This window comes from Nitrospiraceae bacterium, assembly GCA_021373015.1.
Classification (GTDB): Bacteria; Nitrospirota; Thermodesulfovibrionia; order Thermodesulfovibrionales; family UBA1546; genus JAJFTJ01.
Window position 1 is genome coordinate 157,934 of record JAJFTJ010000014.1, and the last position, 24,573, is coordinate 182,506.

Sequence of the window (24,573 nt, forward strand, 5' to 3'; positions counted from 1 at the left end):
GCAGTTACTGAATCTATTCACATCTTAAAGGAGATTTTCTGCAATGGACATTCCACGGATCTTCAACATCAGTGAAAGTGCTCACCGCATCCATAACCCGTTCACACCCGAAAAACTCGCCACTCTCGGCGCTGCGCTGCGTCTGAAATCAGGGGACCGAGTGCTCGACCTCGGCAGCGGTTCGGGGGAGATGCTGTGCACCTGGGCACGCGATTACGGCATCACTGGCACTGGCATTGACATGAGCCAGTTGTTCACCGAGCAAGCGAAACTCCGTGCAAAAGAACTCGGCGTCGCGGATCAAGTAAAGTTCATCCATGGCGATGCTGCCGGCTATGTCTCTGAAGAGAAGGTTAGTATGGCAGCCTGTGTCGGTGCCACTTGGATCGGTGGGGGTTTTGCAGGCACTATCGAGCTTCTGACGCAGAGCCTGTGTGCTGGAGGGATCATCCTCATCGGCGAGCCCTACTGGCGGCAGTCACCGCCTACGGAAGATGTTGCCAAGGGGTGTCTTGCCAACTCGATCTCCGACTTTCTCGCGCTTCCAGAGCTTCTGACCTCTTTCGGCCATCTCGGCTACAACGTCGTTGAAATGGTTCTGGCAGACCAAGACAGTTGGGACAGATACGAGGCGGCCAAATGGCTCACCATGCGCCGATGGCTTGAAGCCAATCCCGACGACGAGTTCGCGAAAGATGTTCGAGCCAAACTGACCTCTGAACCAGAGCGCTACGCCGCTTATACGCGTGAATACCTGGGCTGGGGTGTGTTTGCGCTGATGAAGCGGTGATAAGGGGGACTCAGAAAGTGGGGGAAATCCGTCATGCCTAATAACTCTTTTAAGCCGATGCCGCTTTGCAGCTCGGCTTAATTCAGGCGTTAAACACTCCTATCACACAAATCATTGCTTCAGGCTCTTTTTAAAAACTGCGGATAAGCAGGCAAACTCACCACTCACGCATCAATCGCAATATTGATTTTTAGGTTCTTTTCTTCCTCTCCAATTTTCAAAAATTCCCTTGCAGCGAGATTAACTTTATTTTTTGTCGGAGATTTCATGAGCAGAGAATATTCCTTCTGACCTTTTTTTGTCATGGAAAGTGACGGGCCGAGAATTTCCATATCCTCATTTTCTTTTAAGAGCTTCTGGATTCTGTCTTTTACTTTTTTCTCGTTGTAATCCCTGCCCTTGAAAGTAATTATCGCAAGCTTTGAATATGGAGGATATAGCATTGCCTTTCTCCTGCTCAGTTCTTCATTGCAGAATGAATCATAATCATAGTTTCTTAAAAACCTGTAAACATCATTCTGCGGCATTCTGGTTTGCAGGAATATCCTGCCTTCAGGCTTTACTCTGTCAGCAATGGCGTATATCTCCTGATATGCCTTTTCTGCAGACCTAAAATCAGGAAGGTTCAGGTAAAAATCTGCATTCAATACAGCTGCCATGCCTAATCCTTCATGTGTGTCATGCAGATTAAGTCTTTTTGTGAGAAGTTTTGTGCCGAGCAGTATTGCCTCGCCTTTTATCATCTCAGAGAATGATTCTAGGTCTGCCTTGCCTTGTATCTTGTCGCTGTCGAGCCTTATTGGCTGGATATTGAAAAGTTTTTTTATGCTCTCTTCTATTCTCTGGATGCCGGCGCCTGTGAGCGCAACCTTAAAACTTTTGCATTTTGAGCATGAATCAACGATTTTTGTTTTGATACCGCAGTAACTGCATCTCAATGATTTATCTTCATTGTGCAATACAAGCGGGATCCCGCATTTGCTGCATGTCTCTATATTTTCGCACTCTTTGCATGAGAGCATCGAGTATCCTTTTTTATTTATCACGAACATTATCCGCTCGTTCTTTTTTATTGCTGATGAAGCAGCGTCAACAACTGTTTTTGAGAGATTGGGGTTTGGCTGTTTTTCATTGTACATGTTCACGATTCTTATAGCAGGTTTTTTGAGAATGGCCGATGGTTTCAAAAGTGTGTATTTATTTTTTTTAGCATTATATATGGATTCAATTGACGGACAGATTGAGGATAGAACAACAGTGGTTTTTTCAAGAAGCCCCCTCATTACAGCAATGTCTCTTGCATTGTATCTGAAGCCTTCCTCAGTTTTATAAGAGGTGCTCTGCTCATGCATAACAATAATCATGGAAGGATTTTTCAGAGGGGCGAATATTGCAGAGCGTGTTCCGAGCACAACATTGCATTCACCGGAAATTATCTTTGAGTATGCTTCTGAACGTTGTCCTTTAGTCACACTGCTGTGTAGAATACAGAGCTTTTCTCCAAATATTTTTTTAAGATATGGCGCAATATGATTAAGCTGTACTATCTCAGGCACTAAAACAATTGCCTTCATATCAGGCTTTAAAAGTTTTGTCATGAATGAAATTTCATACAATGAGCTCGGCGCATGCATAAGAAAAGTTTTATATTCTTTTTGTGATATGGATTCATTGATTTTCGAGAGTATATTTTCATCTACATCAAGGAGAATCTCTGGAATCTCAGTTTCTTTTTCTGCTTTAACAGACTTGCGCTGCTTCACTGGCTTGAACACTTCTTTTGTAAGCATGCTTTTTAGAACAATGCCTTTGTTTGCGATGTAATAGTCTGACATCCATTCGAGCAGATTTAAAAGAGGCGGCTCAAGCATAGGCGATTCACCATGAACCTCGCTTATGGTTTTTATTTCACCTTTTATAGTTTTTGAGGATTTGCCGAGTATAATTCCAAATGATATATGTTTTTTTAACGGCGCAGAAACGAACATGCCGGGCAGGGCTTTTTCATTCAGATGTTCAGGACATTTGTAAGTCAAAGGACCAAGATTAAGAGGAAAAACAACATCAATAAATTCCATGATGGATTTTAGCACAGAAAACAAAGGTTTATCAGATACAAAAATGTTCACGAGAAGAAGGCAGAAAGAAGGAATAATTCTTTTAAAAATTTTTCTTTTTTTGTATTATTCAGAAGCTGTGAAAATTCAGCAAAACATAGGGAGATTTTGATAAAAAATGAAACGTTCTAGAAAAATAGCCCTAACCCTCTTAGCATCAGTATCTTTAATGATAACCGGATGTGACCAAGAACAAGAAGTAAAACAAGAGATATACACATCAAAAGAAAAATGTTCAGAAGACTGGGGTTCGGACAAATGCCAGGACGATCGCACCACAAACAGATGGTGGGGTCCTTCGTATTATTACTACAGAGGATATCCTTATTATCTTGGTCGTGACAACACACCAAGGCCGCTTGAGGCAAATGCAAAGTTCTCTAATGTTAAGGAAGGCGCTCTCTCCCATAATTCAACAGGGACTGTTGCATCAAGGCATGTTGTCCGAGGCGGATTTGGGAAATCATCTTCGTTTCACAGCTCAAGATCGTAATGAAAAGAGTTTTGGTTCCGCCCCGCAATAACTGGCAGAAAAGCCTTGAAGACTTGGGTTTTTCTTTTCATTCAATCGGAGGAATTTACTGGAATGAGGGTGTTTGTTATGAATTCGAGAGCAAGGAAATCGACCGCATCGAGGCAATAACAGAAGATATGAATAACATGTGTCTGAACGCAGTTGAACATGTTATAAAAAATGACCTGTTTCACAGACTGAGAATTAATAAAGAGTGGGCGCAATTCATAAAGAAATCTTGGGAAAGAAAAGACTTGACCATTTACGGCAGGTTTGATTTTTCTTATGACGGAAAATCAGAGCCAAAACTTCTTGAATATAATGCTGATACGCCTACTGCATTATATGAATCCAGCGTTATCCAATGGTTCTGGCTTCAGGATGTTTTTCCTAAATATGACCAGTTCAATTCGATACATGAGAAACTTGAAGATGTATTTTTAAAATTAAAAAATAAGATGGGAATTTTTGATAAGCTTTATTTTACGTGCGTTGAGCACCACAAAGAAGATTTTGTGACAACAGAATACATGAGAGATGTTGCTTCCCAAAAAGGGATTGCTACAAAGCAGATATATATTAATGACATTGGTTTTAGCAAGGAAACATCAAGATTCTATGATCTTGATGAAGAGGAGATTAAATATCTTTTCAAGCTTTACCCATGGGAATGGATAGTAAGCGATGAATTTGGAGATATGGTTCTAAATGAGACAGTGAATTTCTTTGAGCCTGCGTGGAAGATGATCCTTTCGAACAAAGGGATTATGGCAATCATGTGGGAAATGTATCCAGAACATCCAAACCTGCTGCCTTGCTATTTTGAATCGTCAAAAATAAAAGACAACTATGTGAGAAAACCGTTATTATCAAGAGAAGGCGCTAATATTAAGATATTCGGCAAGAATATTTCTTCTGAAGAAACAGGAGGAAGTTACGGTAAAGAGGGATACGTATATCAGGAATTAAAAGAACTTCCATGTTTTGATGGAAACTATCCTGTGATAGGCTCGTGGATGGTGGATGGCCAGCCAGCCGGCATAGGAATAAGAGAAGACCTGACAATGATAACTAAAGACACAAGCAGATTTGTGCCGCATTATTTTATATAAGGAGGACAGAGCTTATGTTTGAAAAGATTTATTTTAATTTGTCTTTTGCAGGGGTAGGTAGTTTTCTCCTGTATTTTGTTGCAGCCATTGGTCTATTAATTGTTTTTGTGAGAGTTTATACGTGGATAACTCCATATAAAGAATTTATTCTGATATCCAACGGGAATATTGCGGCAAGCTACAGTTTAAGCGGAGCATTAATAGGTTTTTCAATCCCACTTGCAAGCGCTATATCCCACAGTGTGAGCCTGCTGGATATGATATCTTGGGGATTTGTTGCTTTTGTGATTCAGGTAATCACTTTTCTGGCAGTTAAGATTATCTTTCCTACAATTGTAAAAGACATACCTGAGAATCATATATCAAAAGGAATTTTTCTGGGCGTATTGTCTCTGGTAATAGGAATAATAAATGCCGCTTGCATGACATATTAAATTTGAGTAAGAATCATAAATTTTTCTTTGGGATAAAAAAATGAAAGACCCGAATATAATGACTCAGATGGCAAATATTCTGGAGAATGCTTTTTTCGGCACTGTTACTACAGATATTTCTTTACTGGTTCGTTACTGGAACAGAAAGATGGAGTCTCTTACAGGAATAAAAAGAGTAGATGCGCTTGGCAAGCCTATTCTCGATCTTCTTCCATGGCTTGCAGAAGAGATTGTAAAAACATGCATGCAAAAGAATGTGGATATATATGATTCTAAAGGCAAGGGAACTACGCTGAAGATAACATCGATCAGAGGCCAGTCAGGCGGATTTATTTTGTTATTTGAAGAGATAATCGAAAAGAAAACACCTGAGGCCCAGACTCAGAAGTCAAAACCAGCTGCAGCTAATCCTCTTGCGTCAATATCTTCTATGCTCAAAGAATTTAAGGATATGGAAACCGCTTCTCCTGAAAGCATTGAGATGATGGACAGATCTTTGGAAGACATGAACAACGAGATAAACAAACTCAGCAGGATTACAAAGAACATTGGAAGGTTTGTTAAAGAAGCCCCCTTAGAAAAAAAACCGGCAGATGTTTCAGAGATTTTGAATCAGACACTTGATCTTTTGAAATTAGACAAGAGATTGAAAAATATCGAACTGCATAAACAATTTGAAAAAATTCCTAGACTGAAGGTAAATGCTGACCAGATCCAGCAGGTTTTTCTCAATATGATGTTAAATGCACTGGATGCAATGCCGGATGGAGGCAGGCTCGAAATTTCAATAAAAAAGACAGAAGGTTTTGCTGATATCGAATTCAAGGACAATGGCGTTGGCATTGACAGCGAGGTGATCAATAAAATATTTGATGCATTTTTTACAACAAAATCTTCAAATAAAGGTGTTGGTCTTGGCCTTAATGTAAGTAAAAATATAATCAAAAGTCATAATGGCGCTATCGATGTTAAAAGCGAGAGAGGCAAGGGAGCATCTTTTGTTATAAGACTGCCAATGGAGCAAAATGTCTGAAAGACTGCTCATAGTTGTTGAAGAAGATCCTCTTAGAGAATCGCTGGAAAGGATTTTTTTAAGCGATGGGTATGAGGTTGACAGTGTCAAGAATGCCGAGGTAGCGCTTAAAGCGCTTGATGATACATTCTATGACCTGATAATCGCAGATATAATTCTTCCCGGCATGAGCGGAATTGAGCTTTTGAGCAAAGCTAGAGAACGCGACATTGAACAGCTTGTAATAATAATAACCGGATTCCCGTCCCTTGAGACGGCTGTTGATGCTCTGAGGGCTGGGGCATATGATTATTTGGTAAAACCAATAATCTACGAAGAATTAAAAAGAGTTGTGAGAAATGCATTCAAGGAAAAAGCGCGTATTATTGAAACTCTTATCAAGAAAAAGATAGAAGAAACCTATGATTTCGAAAAAATAATCGGTGACAGCGCTGAGATAAAGGCAATTATTAATGAAGTCAAGAAGATCGCTGACTCAAAAAGCAATGTTCTTCTTTTGGGCGAAACTGGAACAGGCAAGGAACTTTTTGCAAAGGCAATTCACTATAACAGCTCACGCCGCGACAAACAGTTTATCGCTATAAACTGCAGCGCAATACCTGAGAACCTTATTGAGTCTGAACTTTTTGGTTATGCAAAGGGTGCATTTACCGGAGCTACTGCAACTAAGAGAGGTCTTTTTGAAGAGGCTGATGGAGGAACGTTTTTCCTTGATGAGATTGGAGAATTAAGCCAGCCTTTGCAGGCAAAACTGCTTCGTGTTATAGATGACCATGAGATAAGACCGCTTGGAGGTGTGCACTCCAGAAAAGTTGATATCAGATTTATAACTGCGACAAACAGAGATGTTGCAGCCCTTGTAAAAGAAGGCGCTTTCAGAGAGGATCTGTATTACAGGATTAATGTTGTTACTCTAAGACTTCCTCCTTTGAGAGAAAGAAAAGGTGACATAATAGCTCTTGCCAAACATTTTCTTGTTAAATATGCATATGACATAGGTAAAAATGTTAAATTCATAGATGAAAATGCAGTCAAGCTTTTAAAGGATTATTCATGGCCGGGAAATATAAGGGAGATGCAGAATATTATTGAAAGAGCAGTGCTTATTGCAGACAAAGATACTATTCACCCGGAACATCTGCCAGAAGGCATAAAAACTGCAGAGTCATTCATGTCAGAGGCTCTGGACAAGGCTCTTTCCATAGAAGATTATACAAAGGGATTTATCTTAAGGCATCAGAATAATATCATAGAACAGAAGCTGGCAGACATGCTTGGCATAACACGCAAGGCCTTATGGGAAAAGAGAAAAAAATGGAATATACCAAAAAAGCAGTAAACGTTACTTTTATTCTCAAACATGAGACCTGCTTATGCTACTTATTGTAACGCACTGTAAGTCCCTAAAGAATAAAGGGAAATCATTCTAATTATGATTCAACCGTTACTAAAAGTAGCATAACCTCAGCTTATCATCTCCAAAGCTTTATCAATCCCATGGTTAACATCTTGATTTTTAATGATTTTTTAATGGTATCTTCTATTTTTTAATGCAGGCATATTAATTGCTCATTAAGGCTGTATGATTCTCGAAGAAGTAGTGGAATTTTTAAAAAAAGTGCCTCCTTTTCAGTTCCTTGAAGACACTGAGCTGAAAAAAATTGCTGCAGGGGTTTCAATGGAATACTACCCTAGCGGTTCGACAATTCTTTATCAAGAAGGTCCTGCAAGCGAGTATCTGAGAGTTATAAAAAAAGGCGGAGTAAAGGTTTTTATAAGATCTGCTGACAATGAAGAAGTTGTAATTGATTATAGAGGAGAAGGCGATGTGTTTGGGCTTCTTTCAATGGTTAAGGGAGACAGATCAATTGCCAATGTTATTGCAGTTGAGGATACAATCTCTTATCTGATAGATAAGCAGACTATTCTTGCTCTTCTTGATACCCACCCTTCAGTCACAGAGTTTTTTCTAAAGTCCTTTCTCAATAAATATATAGATAAGACATACAAAGAGATGCATAACAAGAGCTTGCTTTATGGAGGCGGAGACAAATTGCTTTTCACAACTCCAATAGGAGAGCTCAGCAACAGGAAGGTCATCACTGCTCCCAATGACATCACAATAAAAGAAGCCTCAGAGATAATGTCGAAACATAAAATAGGTTCGCTTGTGCTTGTTACAACAGAAGGTGTGCCTGTTGGAATTGTAACAAACAGAGATTTTAGAGACAAGGTTGTTTCCAAAGGAAGACAGGTAACAGACTCTGTTACAAGCATAATGAGCAGTTCTTTGATAAAGGCTGAAGCGCGTGACTATTGTTTTGAGGCTTTGCTCAAAATGCTGCGCTATAACATTCATCATGTTCTTGTAGTAGACGAAGGCAAGCTCAAGGGGATAATAACAAATCATGATCTGATGATGCTTCAGGGGATATCGCCAATCTCCATAGTAAAAGAACTCGAAAGCCAGCAGACAATAGAAGGGCTTATCCCTGTATCAAAAAAAATAAATAAGATTGTCAGTCTGCTACTGAAAGAAGGAGCAAAGGCAAGCAATATAACAAGAATAATAAGCGAGATAAACGACAGGCTTGTAAAAAAGATAATTGATATAACAGAAAGGGAGCTCGGCAAGCCTCCTGTTAATTACTGCTGGATTGTTTTTGGCAGCGAAGGAAGGAAAGAACAGACGTTCAAGACAGATCAGGATAATGCAATAATTTACGACGACACGGATACCAAGGAAGAAGCAGAAAAAGCAAAGGTATATTTCAGCGTATTTGCATCTCATATCAGAGATGGGCTTTTAAAATGCGGGTTTCCTCTTTGCCCTGCAAATTATATGGCTACAAATCCGCAATGGTGCCAGCCTCTTAAGGTCTGGAAAAAATACTTTTCTAACTGGGTGTCAGAACCTGTGCAGGATTCGATTCTGAAATCCCTGATATTTTTTGACTTCAGGCCTCTTTACGGTGAGATAAGTTTTGCAGAAAAGCTCAGAGACCATCTGATAATAATTTTAAAAGATCAAAAAGTTTTTCTTGGTTATCTGGCTAATGTGATAATTAAGAACATGCCGCCTGTTGGTTTCCTCAAATCGTTTGTTGTTGAAAAGAGCGGAGAACATAAAGATATGCTTAATCTAAAAATAAAGGGTGTATCTATGTTAGTTGATATAGTCAGACTTTTCAGCCTAGAAAGAGGGATAAGGGAGACATCAACACTTGAAAGACTGAACGTTCTTAAAAACAGCCATACAACGGCAAAAGAATATGCAGAAGAGATTGAACATGCATTCGAATTTATTATGCTGCTTAGAATTCAGCACCAGCTGGAACAGATCCAAAGCGGCAGTGATCCTGACAACTTTATTGATCCAAAGAAGCTCAGTAATCTGGAAAAAAAGACAATGAAAGAGGCTTTCCACCTGGTATCAAAAATTCAGGACAGCATTATAGAAAGGTATAAATCATTGATATGGTAAATAAAATAATTTGTTCCAGACAATACAGCGAGAAAAGAAATGAAGATTAAAAGAACCCCTATTATCGAAGCTGATTATGTCGTGGTTGACACAGAACTTACAGGCCTTGATGAAAAGAAAGACTCCATTGTCTCGATAGCTGCAATTAAGATGATTGGAGGAAGAATTAGCCTTGAAGACAAGTTTTATAGACTGGTCAACCCTGAAACAGAGCTAAAAAAAGAAAGCGTTTTAATACACGGCATAACTCATTCAGAGGTCAGTAAAAAACCCGGAATTAAAAAAGTCCTCTCAGAATTCTCTGAGTTTTGCAGCGACAATATTATTGTCGGACATTTTCTGGCAATAGATATGAGCTTCATAAACAGAGACATGAAAAAGTTTTTTGGAACTACAATTAAAAATCCAGGAATAGACACATATCTGCTTTACAGATGTCTCAGAAAAAAATTCCCTGAACAAAAATGCCTGGCAGATCTTTTAAAGGACTCAGGATTGTACAAGATTGCAAAATGTTTCGATATCCAGATTACAGATATGCACAATGCGATCAAAGATGCTTTTATTACAGCACAGATATTCCAGAGATTTATGCCATTGCTGAGAGAATCAGAGATTGAGACTACAGATGTACTTCTTAAAATTGGAGATTATTCAAAAGGAGCGGATAAATACAGTCAATCAGAAGAAAGCTGTAATTTTTAGATTTAGTCCAAAATCTATTAAGGTTTTGAGATAAAACTGCAGGAGGAGGTAATTTATGGCTAAAGTAAGTGTGCACGAAATTCTTGAAGACAAGGATTTCAAGGATTTGCTGAAAAGAAGGAACAGGGTAGCGCTTACCCTAACAGTCGTGGAACTGTTGATTTATTTCGGTTTCATTGCGCTTATTGCTTTTAACAAGCCGTTTCTCTCACAGAAGATGAGCGCAGGAACAGCTACTACAGTAGGAATCCCTATAGCAGTGGGTACGATTGCTCTGTCGTGGGTATTAACAGGTATCTATATCTTCTGGGCGAATAGCAGATATGACACCTTAGTCAAGAAAATAAAAGAAAAGATAGGAGGATAATAAGATGCCGCAGGCTACACAAACAATTATTGGGCAGACAAATCCTATAGCGATAATGTTTTTCATCGCGTTTGTTATCGTCACGCTTGTAATAACTTACTGGGCAGCAAAAAGAACAAGGACAACAAAAGACTTTTATGCTGCTGGAAGAAATGTAACAGGGTTTCAGAATGGGCTTGCACTCGCAGGTGATTATATGAGTGCAGCATCATTTTTAGGGATTGCAGGATTGGTTTCAACAAGAGGTTACGACGGCTTGATCTATTCTGTTGGATGGCTTGTTGGATGGCCGATTGTTATGTTCCTTATTTCAGAGCCGTTAAGAAATCTGGGCAAATATACATTTGCTGATGTTGTTGCCTACAGATTAAATCAAAGACCTATCAGGGCAGCAGCAGCAGCAGGTTCGCTCGTAACAGTTTTAACATACCTGATCGCTCAGATGGTGGGCGCAGGAACACTTGTAAAACTGATGTTCGGCCTGCCTTATGAAGCAGCTATCATTATTGTTGGCGCATTAATGATTGCTTATGTTCTATTCGGCGGAATGATCGCAACAACATGGGTTCAGATTATCAAGGCAGTTCTTCTTCTTGGCGGTGCAACACTGCTTGTTTTTCTGACGCTTTCAAAGTTTGGGTTCAGCTATGCTGATTTATTCGGACAAGCAGAGAAGCTTTATACTTCAAAATTCCTTGAACCAGGCGGTCTGATAACAAGTCCTATAGATGCCTTCTCTCTTGGTCTTGCGCTTATGTTTGGTACAGCAGGCCTTCCGCACATACTTATGAGGTTCTATACAGTGCCTGACGCTAAAGAAGCAAGAAAGTCAGTATTCTATGCAACGGGTTTTATCGGATATTTCTATATACTGACAGTTACTATTGGTTTTGGCGCAGCAGTTCTGGTTGGCCAGAAAATAATAATGGGCATTGACAAAGGCGGCAATATGGCAGGACCTTTGCTTGCTGAAGCGCTTGGAGGAACACCTTTCCTCGGCTTTTTGGCAGCTGTTGCATTTGCAACAATCCTCGCGGTTGTCTCGGGATTAACACTGGCAGGCGCATCTGCGTTTTCACATGACCTTTTTGTTGGTGTTATAAGGCGCGGACAGGCATCAGAAAAAGAAGAGGTAAAGATGGCGAAGATGGCCACTTTAGGTCTTGGTATAGCTGCGGTTTTATTGGGCATAATGTTCAAAGGCCAGAATGTTGCGTTTTTGGTCGGACTTACCTTTGCAATTGCAGCAAGCGCTAATTTCCCGGCATTGCTTATGTCCATAACCTGGAAAAAGTTTACAACAAAGGGCGCTGTGACAAGCATATACACAGGCCTTACTGTTGCAACTGTGCTCATAATCCTCAGTCCTACTGTCTGGGTTGACATAGTTCACAAGACTGAGAAAACAGCAGTCGAAAATCAGATTAAGATGATAGAAAGTACATCCAGTGCAAAGATTGCTGATTTGGAGAAACAAAAAACACCTGCTCTTAAGTCTGAAAAATTAGCAGCGCTTGATACTTCAATTGCAGGAGAAAAGAAACTGGCTGATGAACAGATAAAAACAGAAAAGGCGAAAATGCCTAAGGCTATATTCCCTCTTAAAAATCCTGGAATATATTCAATGGCTGCCGCTTTTTTAATCGGCATAATTGTCTCGCTGCTTTGGAGAGACAAGAAAGCAGAAGAGAAGTTTGCAGGCGAAAAACTTAGAGAATATATCGGGATAGGAGCAGAAGAGTAATACACAAAAAAGCTATAATATTGGGCATCTGAATTCCCAGATGCCCAATATTCAATAAACAAATTTGAGGGAGGAGAATGTAGGGATGTCAAAAGAAAAGATTGATGTATTATTGGCTGAAAACAGAAAATTTCCACCAGCAAAAAATTTTAGTGAAAAAGCCCATATCAAGAGCATTAAAGATTACGAGAAGATTTATAAAAAATCTGTCGAAGATACTGAAAATTTCTGGGCTGACATGGCAGAGAAGCAGCTTGTTTGGTACAAGAAATGGGACAAGGTGCTTGAGTATGACTTTGAAAAACCATTTATAAAATGGTTCATCGGAGGAAAGCTTAATGCCTCATACAACTGCCTCGATAAACATCTTAACACTCCTGTAAAAAACAAGGCTGCAATTGTATGGGAGGGAGATGATGGTTCGTACAAGACATATACCTACCAGCAGCTGCATTATGAAGTAAACAGATTTGCAAATGTTCTTAAAAAGAATGGTGTAAAAAAAGGTGATAGGGTAACAATCTATCTCCCTATGATCCCTGAACTTGCCATTTCCATGCTTGCATGCGCTAGAATTGGCGCAATACACAGCATAGTATTCGGAGGATTCAGCGCACAGGCATTAAAGGACAGGATTCAGGACTGTAAGTCAACAATGGTAGTCACAGCTGATAAGGGAGTAAGAGGCGGAAGATTTATTCCTCTTAAATCTAATGTTGATGAAGCGCTTCAGGAATGCCCTTCAGTCGAAAAAGTGATTGTAGTTAAAAGAGCAGACGGCACTGACATGGAGCCGGGCAGAGATATATGGTGGCATGAAGAGATGAGCGCAGCAGACATCTCAAATTATTGCGAGCCTGAAAAGATGGATGCTGAAGATCCCCTATTCATTTTATATACCTCAGGTTCAACAGGAAAGCCCAAGGGAGTTCTTCATACAACCGGCGGGTATATGCTCTACACAAATCTTACTTTCAAGTGGATATTTGATTACCATGATGAGGATGTACATTTTTGCACAGCAGATATCGGCTGGGTTACAGGACACAGCTATATTGTTTACGGTCCTTTGAGCAATGGCGCAACAAGTCTGATGTTCGAGGGTGTTCCTACTTATCCGGATGCAGGAAGATTCTGGGACATAGTTGCAAAACACAAGGTAAGTATTTTCTATACAGCGCCGACAGCTATCAGGGCTTTGATGAGAGAAGGAGAAAGCTGGGTGAATAAACACGACTTATCTTCTCTAAGAGTTCTTGGCAGTGTTGGAGAGCCGATAAACCCTGAAGCCTGGATGTGGTATCACAAAAATGTGGGCAAGGAAAAAATTCCGATAGTTGATACATGGTGGCAGACAGAAACAGGCGGAATACTTATTACTCCTCTTCCCGGCGCTATGACACTAAAGCCAAGTTCAGCTAACAGGCCTTTCCCTGGTGTTGTTCCAAGGGTGGTCAAAGAAGATGGCACCCCAGCAGGTGTGAATGAGGGCGGTTATCTTGTTATAGAGAAACCATGGCCTGGAATGCTGAGAGGAACATACGGCGATCCTGAAAACAAACGTATTAAGGAAGTTTATTTTTCAAGATTCCGCGGAAAGTATATGACTGGAGACGGCGCCAGAGTTGATGAAGATGGAGATTACTGGCTAATGGGAAGAATTGATGATGTTATCAATATCTCCGGGCACAGAATTGGCACATCAGAAGTTGAGTCTGCGCTTGTAAGTCATGAAGCTGTTGCCGAGGCAGCGGTTGTTGGATATCCGCATGATATAAAGGGAGAGGGCATCTATGTTTATGTAACCTTGAAGGATGGTTTCCAGCCTTCAGATGAACTGAAGAAGATACTCGTCGGACACGTAAGAACTGTTATTGGTCCGATTGCAACTCCTGACAAGATGCAGTTTTCACCGGCTCTTCCCAAGACAAGAAGCGGCAAGATTATGAGAAGAATTTTAAGGAAGATCGCTCATGGACAGGTAGAAGATCTTGGAGATACTTCAACTCTTGCTGATCCGTCAGTTGTTGAGTCTTTGTTAAAAGGAAGGCTTTAGCCTTAAGGATTAAGCAGATGTAATCACGTTTTAATGAAAAGGGGGCTTATCGCCCCCTTTTCATTAAAAATCTAAAAAATTCATTATGGAAGCTCATAGGAAGAAAATATGAAGCATAAATTTTTTATAAATAAAGAAAATGCAATTATAGTTATTGTTGATATTCAGGAAAAACTTGTGCAGGCTATGAAAGAAAAAGATAAGGTGGTCAACAACTGCTCTCATTTAATCGAGTGCGGAAGAATTCAGTGTATCCCGATTGTTGTTACTGAGCAGTATTCAAAAGGACTCGGTCCGACAATCAGCGAGTTGAAAGATATACTGCCTATTTATAACCCGATAGAAAAAATCACATTCGATTGCTGCGGCGAGAATTTTTTTAATGAAGCATTGTCAGCATTAAAAAGGAAAAAAATTATCCTTACAGGTATGGAAACACATGTGTGTGTGCTCCAGACATGCCTGAGCTTGATAAAGAATGGATTTGATGTCCATATTGTAAAAGATGCTGTGTGCTCAAGGACAAAGGATAATTTCAAGACAGCAATAGAGATTATGCGTAATGCAGGCGCTGTCATAACATGCACAGAGACCGTACTTTTTCAGCTTCTTGAAAAAGCCGGAACAGAAGAATTCAAGGCAATAGCAAAGAAGATAAAGTAAGCCTACTGATTACTTAAGATAAAGTGGTTTGTTTGAGACAGACGCTCGAAATATTATCTATTTTCTGAAATTTTCATCTAATCTCTCTTGACTAGTCTTTATCACAAAGTTAAACTATTTGTCCACTTAATATTTAAGGAGGTTTCCCATGTTAAAACGTTATTTATTAGCACCTGGACCAACACCTGTTCCTTCTGAGGCGCTGCTTGCAATGGCAATGCCGATGATACATCATCGCGCGCCTGATTTTGTTCCTGTTTTGGATGCAGCAAAGAAAGGACTGCAATGGCTTTACCAGACAAAAAACGATGTCCTGATACTTTGTTCAACAGGCACTGGCGGTATGGTGGGCTCAGTGAACAACTTCTTCAGCCCTGGAGACAAGGTAATCACAATAAACGGCGGTAAATTCGGAGAGAGATGGACAAAGATATGCAAGGCCTACGGACTTAATGTTGACGAGATAGTTGTTGAATGGGGCCATGCTGTAAAGCCTGAGCTTGTTGAGGAAAAGCTTAAAAAAGATCCCTCAATAAAAGGCGTGTTTGTGCAGGCATCAGAAACATCAACAGGCGTTTACCATGACATAGAATCGCTTGCAAAGATAGTTAAGAAATACCCAAACACCATTTTTATAGTTGATGCAATCTCAGCTTTGGTTGCGCATGATTTAAAAATGGATGAATGGGGAATTGATGTTCTTGTCGGCGGTTCGCAGAAAGGCGTTATGCTTCCTCCGGGACTTGCATTTGTCGGGATAAGCGAGAAGGCATGGAAATTTGCAGACACAGCAAAATCACCAAAGTTTTATTTTAATTTTAAAAAAGAGCGCGAGAATCTCACAAAAAACCAGACGAATTTTACATCGCCTGTAACATTGATAATAGGGCTTAATGAATGCATCAAGATGCTCCAGAAAGAAGGCCTTGAAAATGTATTCAAGCGTCACGAAAAACTTGCCAATGCAACAAGAAAAGCAATGCAGGCAATAGGACTCAAACTATATCCAAAAGAATCGCCTTCGAATTCTGTCACTGCTGTATGCGCTCCTGAGGGAATTGACGGACAGCTAATATATAAAAATCTACGCGAGAAATACGGCATCACAGCAGCAGGCGGACAGGACCAGCTTAAGGGCAAGGTATTCAGGATTGCGCATCTCGGCTATGCAGATACATTCGATGTAATAACTGCTGTTGCCGGCGTTGAGATGGTGCTAAAAGGCATGGGACATCCTGTTAAACTCGGTACAGGTGTTGCAGTTGCAGAAGAATTGTTGTTGAAATAAAATTGATTGGTTTGGGTAAATTTAAAAGGGGATAATTATATCATCCCCTTTTGTTTTTCTATTTAAATTTTTGTTCAGTAAAATTCAGATTGAAAACATAGACTCTAAATCATGTCTGGAATAAGCTCTAAGGGCAAGCACTGTTTCTGTCTTCACAATGCCGTCAATTGTTAGTAAGTGTTGTGTAACGAGCGCGGCAAGTTCTTCATTGTTTTTCACTCGAACGATCGCTATAATGTCGTAATTTCCGCTTACTGAAAAAACTTCAGATATTTCTTTCATCTCTGCTAAATGTTCGGATATTTTATTGATCTTCAGCCTGTCAGCATTGATAAGAATAATCGCAGTAGTCATATTGTTCTTCCTTTCTTTAGTTTTGCCTCCTTAAATATGTAAACAGAATCTTACATTTCTGCTTTTTTAAAATTATCTTATCTAATTCTTTTAAATTGTATCTTGTATGAGAAACCAGAAAGAGATTTTCCTGTGCCTGAAAGAAGATTTCCGTCCGGCGAGAGAATGAGGTCATGTGTCCCGTCGTTTTCCCATCCCTGCGGTTTTGTATTAGGAGTAATCCTGAAGCGGGTTTTGACGTTATTACCATTGATTGTTCCCTGGCTGTACCATGCAACTTTTTTCCCATTGTAATCAAATGTGCACATCATCCTTACTTCATTCCCTTCTTGATAAACAATGACCGTTGCATCATTAGTGTCTTTGGTTGTAGTAACCCATAATCCGTTAAGGTCTGACTTATGAGTTACCTGAGCATAAGATGCAGAGATAATAAAAAAGACTGCAAAAATAACAGCTGCTAGTACTCTGATATTCTTATTCATGATTCTCTCCTTTTTTTATTTTCCTGTCAGTTCTTCGACTTCTTCCTTGCCGTGCTTTAATTCCTCAATTTGTTCTTTGTCTTCTCTTAAAAGCAATTCCTGAAATTCTCCAACATGTGTTTTTTCTTCTTTTGCAATGTCCATAAAAACTTTCTTGATATCAACCCTGTCTGTCATTGCTGCAAGTTGTTCATAAAGACTGATTGCATCAAGCTCTGCAATGATTCCTGCACGCAGGATTTCCTTTACAGTATTTTCCTTGCTAACCTTAGAAAGGTCTATTGGAATGTTTGACATCATAGTTCTGCCCTCCGTGAATATATAATTCTGTTCATATTTTAGCATTTAAAGACTGGAAGTCTAGAAAATTTTAAAGGATAACAAAGCCTTGTCAATGTTTTTGCTGGTGTGGTATCCTTTAATGGTTTGAAGGGCAATAAATTCTGGAGGAAATGTTAGAAATGAAGGTACTGGTAAGCGATAAAATTTCGGAAAAAGGCGTTGAAATTCTAAAAAAAGCCGGGCTTACTGTTGATGTCAAAACTGGTATGAAGCCTGATGAACTAAAATCCTGCATCGGTGAATATCACGGTCTTGTTGTAAGAAGCGAGACAAAGGTCACAGCAGAAATTATTGAGGCTGCGAAAAACCTCAAGGTAGTGGGAAGGGCTGGTTCAGGCCTTGATAATGTCGATAAAGCAGCAGCATCCAAAAAAGGCATTGTTGTCATGAACACGCCAGGTGGAAATACAATCACAACAGCAGAGCATACTATTGCAATGCTTTTCTCTCTGGCAAGGATGATCCCGCAGGCAACAGCATCGCTCAAAGGCGGCAAGTGGGAAAAGAAGAAGTTTATGGGTGTTGAGCTTTTCAATAAGACACTTGGAATAGTGGGACTTGGCAACATCGGTTCACAGGTTGCTAAAAAAGCGCAGGGGCTTGAGATGGTTGTTATTGCCTATGATCCATTCCTTAGTGAAGAAACAGCGAGGGAACTTGGAATTGAAAAAGTTGAGCTTGCTGAAGTATTCAAAAGAGCAGACTTCATAACAGTTCATACACCGCTTACGCCAGAGACAAAGAATATAATCAATGCAAAAACCATTGAAACAATGAAGCCTGGCGTGAGAATAATCAACTGCGCACGCGGCGGAATAATAAATGAGAAAGATTTGTTTGAAGCTCTTAAAAGCGGAAAAGTTGCAGGTGCAGGAATGGATGTTTTTGAGAAAGAGCCCCCAGAAGATTTTTCACTTATAGGGCTTGATAATGTAATATGCACTCCTCATCTCGGAGCATCAACAGAAGAAGCTCAGGAAAACGTTGCACTGGCAATTGCAGAACAGATAGCAGACTATCTTGTACGAGGAACCATAAGAAATGCGGTAAACTTTCCGTCAATACCTGCTGATCAGGTTGTGAGATTGCAGCCGTACCTTAATCTGGCAGAGAAGATTGGAAGTTTCGCATCCCAGCTTTTTGAAGGCGGTGTTACCGGAGTCACGATTGAATACAGGGGTGATGCTTCTGAATTGGCGACAGCGCCTGTTACGATTGCTGCCTTGAAAGGATTCCTTACTCCAATACTCGAAGAAACAGTGAATTTTGTAAATGCGCCTGTTATTGCAAAAGAACGCGGAATAGAAGTAAAAGAGACGAAAAGCAGTGATGCAGGCGATTACCAGAGTATGCTTGTAATCAAGGTAAAGACAAAGGACAGGGAAAGAGTTATTGCCGGCACCCTGCTCAGCAAGAAAGAGCCTAGAATAATATTAGTCGACAATTTTGCTGTTGAGATCGTCCCGGAGGGAATAATGCTCTTTATCTATAATATTGACAAGCCAGGAGTGATTGGAAATATTGGTTCGTTCTTTTCAAAGAACAACATCAATATAGCGCGTATGCATTTTGGAAGAGAAAGCGCAGGAGGATCAGCAATATCAGTAATGACAATTGATACTCCTATAACATCCAATCAGCTTGAAGAAATAAAAAAAATGCCTAATGTCAAATCTGTAAAACTGCTGAATGTTTAATCTAATCAAAGAGGTGGAGAGGTAAGAACATGGCTGTGGTGGTGGTTGTTGGCGCGCAATGGGGGGATGAAGGCAAAGGGAAAATAATTGATGTCCTAACAGAAAAGGCTGAGGGTGTTGCAAGATATCAGGGCGGCCATAATGCAGGGCACACAGTTGTTATAAAAAATGAAAAGTTTGTGCTTCACATTATCCCTTCAGGGATTCTTCATAAAGACAAAGTCTGTATAGTAGGCAATGGCGTTGTTGTTGATCCTGCAGCGCTTATTAATGAAATTGACGGTTTGAAAAAAAGAGGGATAGAGACAGGTAAAAACTTTTTTCTAAGCAGAAGCGCCCATTTAATAATGCCTTACCATACTGCAATCGATAAGGAACAGGAGAGACTTAAGGGGATAAAAAAAATAGGCACAACAGGAAAAGGAATAGGGCCTGCTTATGTTGACAAGACTGCAAGAACCGGTCTTAGGATCGGAGACTTGCTTTATCCTGAGATTTTCAAGGAGAAGCTTAAGATAAATCTTGAATATATAAATCCCTTTGCAAAGGCCATATATAATCTTCCGCCATTTGATATTGAAGGCATCTATAGCGAATACATGAAATACGCAGAAAGGCTTTCAGGTTATATAGCTGACACAGATTTAATTCTTAATAAAATGATCGATGAGAAAAAAAATCTGCTACTTGAAGGAGCACAGGGCACTCTGCTTGACATTGACCACGGAACATATCCTTATGTAACATCCTCGAATGCAAGTGCAGGAGGAGCCTGTACAGGGCTGGGCGTGGGTCCTGCAAAAATTAACAATGTTATAGGAGTTGTTAAAGCATACACAACAAGGGTTGGAGAAGGACCGTTCCCAACAGAGATGAAAGGCGCTCTTGGCGAGCAGATAAGGGAAAAAGGCGGAGAATACGGAGCAACAACCGGAAGACCGAGAAGATGCGGATGGCTTGATCTGGTGGTATTAAGGCATTCGGTAATGATTAATGGAATGAGCGGTATTGTTCTTACAAAACTTGATATTCTTGACGGGCTTGATACAATTAAAGTGTGCGATTCATATACATCCGAAGGGAAGACATACAAGAACTTTCCAAAGGAATTAAATGTATTTGAAAAATGCGAGCCTGTATATGAAGACCTGCCGGGCTGGAAAGAAAACACATCAGGAGCAAAAAAATTCAGTCATCTGCCCAAAGCAGCCAGGGGATACGTAAGATATATAGAGAAGAAGCTGGGAATTGATGTTCACATTGTATCTTCAGGACAAAAGAGGAATGAACTTATAGTTTTAAAAAAGGTGTTCAATGGCTAAAAGGGAATCTGATCGGCGTACTAGAAGGCTTGAAGTAAAATTCAAGTCATGGAGAAGCACTGAAACTTATCCTGGAACAACAAGTGATGTATCAGAATCAGGACTCTTTGTAAGAACCCGTTACGGCCTTATACCGGGCACATTCGTAGAAGTACAGATATATCTTCCTGACGGTACAATGGCAAAGGTGCAGGGTCAGGTAAAGAGAACAATAAAAACAGGAATAAGCACTTTTAAAAATGGCATGGGGATATTGATAACAGAGAAAGACCAAAATTACATTAAACTCATGCATGGTCAAATAGACAGGTTTGAAGATGAAAATACAGCCATGAATGATCTTAAAACAGAGAAGGGGTCTTCAGAAATTCCTAAAACTGCACCAAAGGCAGAACAAGAAATAGAATATGTCATAGTAGTTTGCAAGGGCTGTAGTGTAAAAAATAAAGTCGCTAAACAAAAGCTTTCACTGAGTCCAAGGTGCGGGAAGTGTGGAATAACTCTAAAACACGCAGGTATGGCTTAGTTTCAAGTTTATTAAACCTGATTTATCCTTCCTCATGTCCTTTCTGCAAAAATTCCTCTGATAATCATAAGCATTCTCCTATCTGTTCCGAATGCTGGCAGAACATAAAAATATATACAGGCCCGTCTTGCAGTATATGCGCTGCTCCTCTGGTATCCGAATATTCGACTATTTGTCAGGAATGCATTGAGCAGAGGCCAAGATTCTCAAAGGTCTTGAATTACGGGATATATGCTGATGTACTTGCAGAGGCAATACATCTCATGAAATTTTCGAAGCTCAGAAGACTTGCAAACGCATTAGGCAGTCTGTTTTTTGAGTTAAGCATTCCGAGATATGACGGTATCGTGCCTGTTCCATTAAGCGCCAATAGTTTAAAAGCGAGGGGGTTTAATCAGTCGCTTCTTATCTCAAGGGTGCTCTCAAAGAAACTAAGGATTCCCATTTATATCGACATGCTTTTTAAAACAAGAGAAACTCTTCCCCAGATTGGTCTGAATGCCAAGGAGCGAATAAAAAATTTAAGGGGTTCTTTTGAAGCAAAGAAAATAAATGGACTAAGGCTCTTGCTTGTAGATGATGTTATGACAACAGGAGCTACTGCAAGGGAATGTTCAAAAGTGCTTGTAAAAGCAGGAGCAGAAGATGTTATTGTCGTAACGCTTGCACGGCCAAGCAGGATGTGAGAGGGTGATTTTAAAAATGAATTTTGCTAGAATACTTGTTGTATTTAAAAAAAGGCAAAAAAATGATTGATCTTCACACACATACTTTATTCAGCGACGGCGAGCTTCTGCCGGCAGAGCTCATACAAAGGGCGTCTGTAATAGGCTATAAAGCTATTGCAATTACAGACCATGTTGACCAGTCTAATATTGATATTGTTATACCAAGAATCATTAAAGTGCTTGATGCGTTAAAAGACAGCATATCAATAACTGCAATTCCTGGTGTTGAGATAACTCATGTTCCGCCATCACTAATATCCTCGCTTGTAAAAGAGGCAAGACAGCTAGGAGCGAAGATAGTTGTTGTGCATGGAGAGACAACATCAGAGCCTGTAAAAGAAGGAACAAACAGGGCTGCAATAGAAGCAGGCGTTGATATACTTGCTCACCCTGGACTTATCTCCACAGATGACATTAAACTTGCAAAAGAAAAAGGCGTTGCGCTTGAGATTACATCAAGAAAAGGACATTCTTTTACAAACGGTCATGTTGGAAGAGAGGCAATAAAGCATGGAGCGACATTGGTTATAAATACTGATACACACAGTCCGTATGATCTTATAAGTCTTGAGAAGGCAAAAAAGATATTGGCTGGCGCAGGCATAGATGAAGACAAGATCAAAGCTGTATTTAACAATTCAAAGACAATAGTAGAAAAGATACTCAGGAGGAATTAATGCCAAAGGCAATAAAAAAGAAGACTGTAAAGAAACATGCTATCAACGAGACAACAACCAGAAGCTTTATCTCAAAATCAATGGAATATTTTTCAGATAATAACAAAATTTTTATTTTGATTTCGGTTGGTGCTGTTTTAGTTATTTTTCTTATTGCAGGTATTTTTCTTTACAACAGAATTTCAAGCAATAAGGCAGAAAAACTTGGGGAAGAAGCATTTAAAACATATTACGGAATTACAAATAGACAGCCTGTATCGAGAGAAGCTAGATTTATAAAGGCAGGAGAACTTTTCAAAAAATCATACGAGGCAAAAAAATCACCTGTCGCTCTTTTTTATATGGCAGCCTGTTACTATGAGATGGGAAAATATGATGATGCAGTTAAAATGCTCGATGAACTCAATAAGAAATATCCTGATGATGAGATGTTTGTGCCTCTGACATACTACAAACTTGCATTAATAAGTCTTAAAAAAGATGATAAGGCAGAATCACTAAGATATCTTGATATACTATCAAAATATAAAACAACATCATATAAGGATCTCGCACTTATTGAAGCAGGGAAAATTCTGGAGTCAATGGGCAGGACGGCAGATGCAAAAAAGAAATACGAGGAACTCATAAAGGATTATCCGCAGTCTCCATTTGCCGAAGAGGCAAGACTAAAAGCAGCGAAGAAATAAATATTAATTTAAAGGTTTTTTGTTTCCAAGAGGGTTAGATGCCATTTTATCGTTGGCATTGGTTTTCACAGTCTTTTTCTTTGATTTTCTGTTTCCTTTTTTAATCTCGTACTTGTCTTCCTTGTCTGCTGTAAACTTTTCTTTTGGAGGCAGCAGGATTTCAGTTCCCGGTTTCAAGGGAACTGAAGAGTTTTTGAAATTATTAAGTACAAGTATTGCCTTTGCAGTCACACCTGTTTTCTTGGCGATTTTTGATATAGTATCTCCCTTTTTAATAGTATAAAGTTCCAGAGTATATCTCTCGCTTTCAGGAATCCTGTTCATGTTTTCTATAAAAAGTTCTTTTGTATTTCTGGGGACCCTGAGTATGTATTCCGGAGTGTGAGGAGGAGTGCACCATCTCCTTAGTTCAGGATTCAACTCCTTGATTGTCTCAAGGCTTGTATTTGCACACTGAGCAGCAACATCAAGGTCAATAGGACTTTTTAAAGTCACTTCGTCATAATCAAAAGGTATGTGATACTCGATATCAGTGAATCCGAATGTTTCAGGGCTTACAGCTATCATGCTTGCTGCTATAAATTTCGGTACATAGTTTTTAGTTTCTTTTCTTATATAACGCGTTTTTAAAAGTGCCCAGTAGTCATCTGTCTTTGTACGATTGAGCGCCCTCATTATCTTTCCTTCGCCTGCATTGTATGCAGCCATGGCAAGATCCCATGATCCGAACATGCCATAAAGATCACTGAGGTAGTTTGCTGCTGCCATGGTGGATTTTATCGGGTCTCTTCGCTCATCTCTCCACCAATCTATTATTAATCCATATTTTTTTGCTGTCCCTGATATGAACTGCCATGGGCCGACTGCCCTTGCGCGTGAATAAGCATAGGGATTAAAACCGCTTTCTATTAATGAAAGAAAAACAATCTCTTCAGGTATGTTTTTGTTTTTGAGAATTTCCCTCATCATATCCAGATACTTTCCTGAGCGGCTTAACCAGAGAGCAAAATGATCTCTGAATCGGTCTGTGAAAAGAGAAAGGTTTTTATCAACAGCCTTGACTGCAGCAGGATTTGATTTATATGGTGTGATGGAAGGTTCGGATGGTGAAAAACTTTTCACTGTTATCTTTTTCTCGATCTCAGGAAGCTTTATTTCCTTTGCAGGTGGAATTTCTATGTTTGTTGTTTTTATATCTTGCAGCGGTAGAGGCGCTGGTGTTTTCAAATTTGTTATTTCAGGTAGAGTATTTAAGCTCGGTTTATCAATAAAAATTTTCTCAGGATTTACTGGTTGAATTTCTGAGGTATTAGCCCCCTGAGTTTCAGCAGCAAAAACAAAAGCAATTGAGAATAAAGCAAAAATCAGCACGATAATAACGCGTAATTTATACATACTATTTAATTTTCAGCTTTAGAGACTCGATTTGTCAAGTAAGTTGTGCTG

General features: G+C 39.7%; 24 protein-coding genes and 1 pseudogene. 20 read left to right on the forward strand and 5 right to left on the reverse strand.

Features of this window, described 5'->3' with window-relative positions; genetic code table 11:
* Window positions 1-43 precede the first annotated feature (43 nt).
* Window positions 44-790, forward strand: coding sequence for a class I SAM-dependent methyltransferase (locus LLF28_06350; GenBank protein ID MCE5195058.1), 747 nt, complete (start codon window positions 44-46; stop codon window positions 788-790).
* Between the two features lie 164 nt (window positions 791-954).
* On the opposite strand, the gene priA is transcribed toward LLF28_06350, so the two are convergent.
* Window positions 955-2,868, reverse strand: coding sequence for a primosomal protein N' (priA, locus tag LLF28_06355; protein MCE5195059.1), 1,914 nt, complete (start codon window positions 2,866-2,868; stop codon window positions 955-957).
* A gap of 157 nt (window positions 2,869-3,025) precedes the next feature.
* On the opposite strand from priA, the gene LLF28_06360 reads away from it, so the two are divergent.
* From LLF28_06360 to LLF28_06415, 12 genes are all read left to right on the forward strand, one after another.
* Window positions 3,026-3,400 (forward strand): hypothetical protein, encoded by a 375-nt coding sequence (locus LLF28_06360; protein ID MCE5195060.1) that lies wholly within the window; start codon window positions 3,026-3,028, stop codon window positions 3,398-3,400.
* Window positions 3,400-4,533, forward strand: a complete 1,134-nt coding sequence (locus tag LLF28_06365) for a glutathionylspermidine synthase family protein (GenBank protein MCE5195061.1) — start codon at window positions 3,400-3,402, stop codon at window positions 4,531-4,533. The genes LLF28_06360 and LLF28_06365 overlap by 1 nt, the downstream gene beginning before the upstream one ends.
* A 14-nt stretch (window positions 4,534-4,547) precedes the next feature.
* Window positions 4,548-4,967, forward strand: coding sequence for a DUF350 domain-containing protein (locus LLF28_06370; GenBank protein MCE5195062.1), 420 nt, complete (start codon window positions 4,548-4,550; stop codon window positions 4,965-4,967).
* Window positions 4,968-5,007: 40 nt separating this feature from the next.
* Window positions 5,008-6,000, forward strand: a complete 993-nt coding sequence (locus tag LLF28_06375; GenBank protein MCE5195063.1) for a PAS domain-containing protein — start codon at window positions 5,008-5,010, stop codon at window positions 5,998-6,000.
* Complete coding sequence (locus LLF28_06380) at window positions 5,993-7,339, forward strand: sigma-54 dependent transcriptional regulator (GenBank protein ID MCE5195064.1); 1,347 nt, start codon at window positions 5,993-5,995, stop codon at window positions 7,337-7,339. The genes LLF28_06375 and LLF28_06380 overlap by 8 nt, the downstream gene beginning before the upstream one ends.
* Window positions 7,340-7,582: 243 nt before the next feature.
* The gene (locus LLF28_06385) at window positions 7,583-9,484 is read left to right on the forward strand and encodes a DUF294 nucleotidyltransferase-like domain-containing protein (GenBank protein ID MCE5195065.1); all 1,902 of its coding nucleotides are present in this window, start codon (window positions 7,583-7,585) and stop codon (window positions 9,482-9,484) included.
* A gap of 39 nt (window positions 9,485-9,523) precedes the next feature.
* Entirely contained in the window at window positions 9,524-10,189 is a 666-nt protein-coding gene (locus LLF28_06390; GenBank protein ID MCE5195066.1) for a 3'-5' exonuclease, read from the forward strand.
* Window positions 10,190-10,244: 55 nt separating this feature from the next.
* On the forward strand, window positions 10,245-10,556 hold the full coding sequence (locus LLF28_06395) for a DUF485 domain-containing protein (GenBank protein MCE5195067.1): 312 nt from the start codon (window positions 10,245-10,247) through the stop codon (window positions 10,554-10,556).
* Window positions 10,557-10,560: 4 nt separating this feature from the next.
* Entirely contained in the window at window positions 10,561-12,300 is a 1,740-nt protein-coding gene (locus LLF28_06400) for a sodium/solute symporter (protein ID MCE5195068.1), read from the forward strand.
* A gap of 85 nt (window positions 12,301-12,385) precedes the next feature.
* On the forward strand, window positions 12,386-14,356 hold the full coding sequence (acs, locus tag LLF28_06405) for an acetate--CoA ligase (protein ID MCE5195069.1): 1,971 nt from the start codon (window positions 12,386-12,388) through the stop codon (window positions 14,354-14,356).
* A 108-nt stretch (window positions 14,357-14,464) separates the two neighbouring features.
* The gene (locus LLF28_06410; protein ID MCE5195070.1) at window positions 14,465-15,019 is read left to right on the forward strand and encodes a hydrolase; all 555 of its coding nucleotides are present in this window, start codon (window positions 14,465-14,467) and stop codon (window positions 15,017-15,019) included.
* A gap of 148 nt (window positions 15,020-15,167) precedes the next feature.
* The gene (locus LLF28_06415) at window positions 15,168-16,307 is read left to right on the forward strand and encodes an alanine--glyoxylate aminotransferase family protein (GenBank protein ID MCE5195071.1); all 1,140 of its coding nucleotides are present in this window, start codon (window positions 15,168-15,170) and stop codon (window positions 16,305-16,307) included.
* Window positions 16,308-16,391: 84 nt separating this feature from the next.
* On the opposite strand, the gene LLF28_06420 is transcribed toward LLF28_06415, so the two are convergent.
* From LLF28_06420 to LLF28_06430, 3 genes are all read right to left on the reverse strand, one after another.
* Entirely contained in the window at window positions 16,392-16,661 is a 270-nt protein-coding gene (locus tag LLF28_06420) for an Lrp/AsnC ligand binding domain-containing protein (protein MCE5195072.1), read from the reverse strand.
* 77 nt (window positions 16,662-16,738) lie between these two features.
* Window positions 16,739-17,146, reverse strand: coding sequence for a hypothetical protein (locus LLF28_06425; GenBank protein ID MCE5195073.1), 408 nt, complete (start codon window positions 17,144-17,146; stop codon window positions 16,739-16,741).
* A gap of 15 nt (window positions 17,147-17,161) precedes the next feature.
* Window positions 17,162-17,446, reverse strand: coding sequence for a hypothetical protein (locus tag LLF28_06430; GenBank protein MCE5195074.1), 285 nt, complete (start codon window positions 17,444-17,446; stop codon window positions 17,162-17,164).
* 161 nt (window positions 17,447-17,607) lie between these two features.
* Here LLF28_06430 and serA point away from each other — a divergent pair, with 161 nt between their 5' ends.
* From serA to LLF28_06465, 7 genes and pseudogenes are all read left to right on the forward strand, one after another.
* Window positions 17,608-19,185: a phosphoglycerate dehydrogenase gene (gene serA / locus LLF28_06435; GenBank protein ID MCE5195075.1), complete on the forward strand. Its 1,578-nt coding sequence runs from the start codon at window positions 17,608-17,610 to the stop codon at window positions 19,183-19,185.
* A gap of 29 nt (window positions 19,186-19,214) precedes the next feature.
* Window positions 19,215-20,507, forward strand: coding sequence for an adenylosuccinate synthase (locus LLF28_06440; protein ID MCE5195076.1), 1,293 nt, complete (start codon window positions 19,215-19,217; stop codon window positions 20,505-20,507).
* The gene (locus LLF28_06445) at window positions 20,500-21,033 is read left to right on the forward strand and encodes a PilZ domain-containing protein (protein ID MCE5195077.1); all 534 of its coding nucleotides are present in this window, start codon (window positions 20,500-20,502) and stop codon (window positions 21,031-21,033) included. The genes LLF28_06440 and LLF28_06445 overlap by 8 nt, the downstream gene beginning before the upstream one ends.
* Window positions 20,997-21,218: pseudogene (locus tag LLF28_06450) on the forward strand (double zinc ribbon domain-containing protein). Before LLF28_06445 ends, LLF28_06450 begins: the two are co-directional and overlap by 37 nt.
* Window positions 21,219-21,248: 30 nt before the next feature.
* Window positions 21,249-21,719 (forward strand): ComF family protein, encoded by a 471-nt coding sequence (locus LLF28_06455; GenBank protein MCE5195078.1) that lies wholly within the window; start codon window positions 21,249-21,251, stop codon window positions 21,717-21,719.
* Between the two features lie 62 nt (window positions 21,720-21,781).
* Window positions 21,782-22,438, forward strand: coding sequence for a histidinol phosphate phosphatase domain-containing protein (locus LLF28_06460; GenBank protein MCE5195079.1), 657 nt, complete (start codon window positions 21,782-21,784; stop codon window positions 22,436-22,438).
* Window positions 22,438-23,127: a tetratricopeptide repeat protein gene (locus LLF28_06465; protein ID MCE5195080.1), complete on the forward strand. Its 690-nt coding sequence runs from the start codon at window positions 22,438-22,440 to the stop codon at window positions 23,125-23,127. Before LLF28_06460 ends, LLF28_06465 begins: the two co-directional genes overlap by 1 nt.
* A 3-nt stretch (window positions 23,128-23,130) precedes the next feature.
* On the opposite strand, the gene LLF28_06470 is transcribed toward LLF28_06465, so the two are convergent.
* Window positions 23,131-24,522 carry a transglycosylase SLT domain-containing protein gene (locus LLF28_06470; protein ID MCE5195081.1) on the reverse strand — a complete coding sequence of 464 codons (1,392 nt, stop codon included), beginning with the start codon at window positions 24,520-24,522 and terminating at the stop codon, window positions 23,131-23,133.
* Window positions 24,523-24,573: the final 51 nt, after the last annotated feature.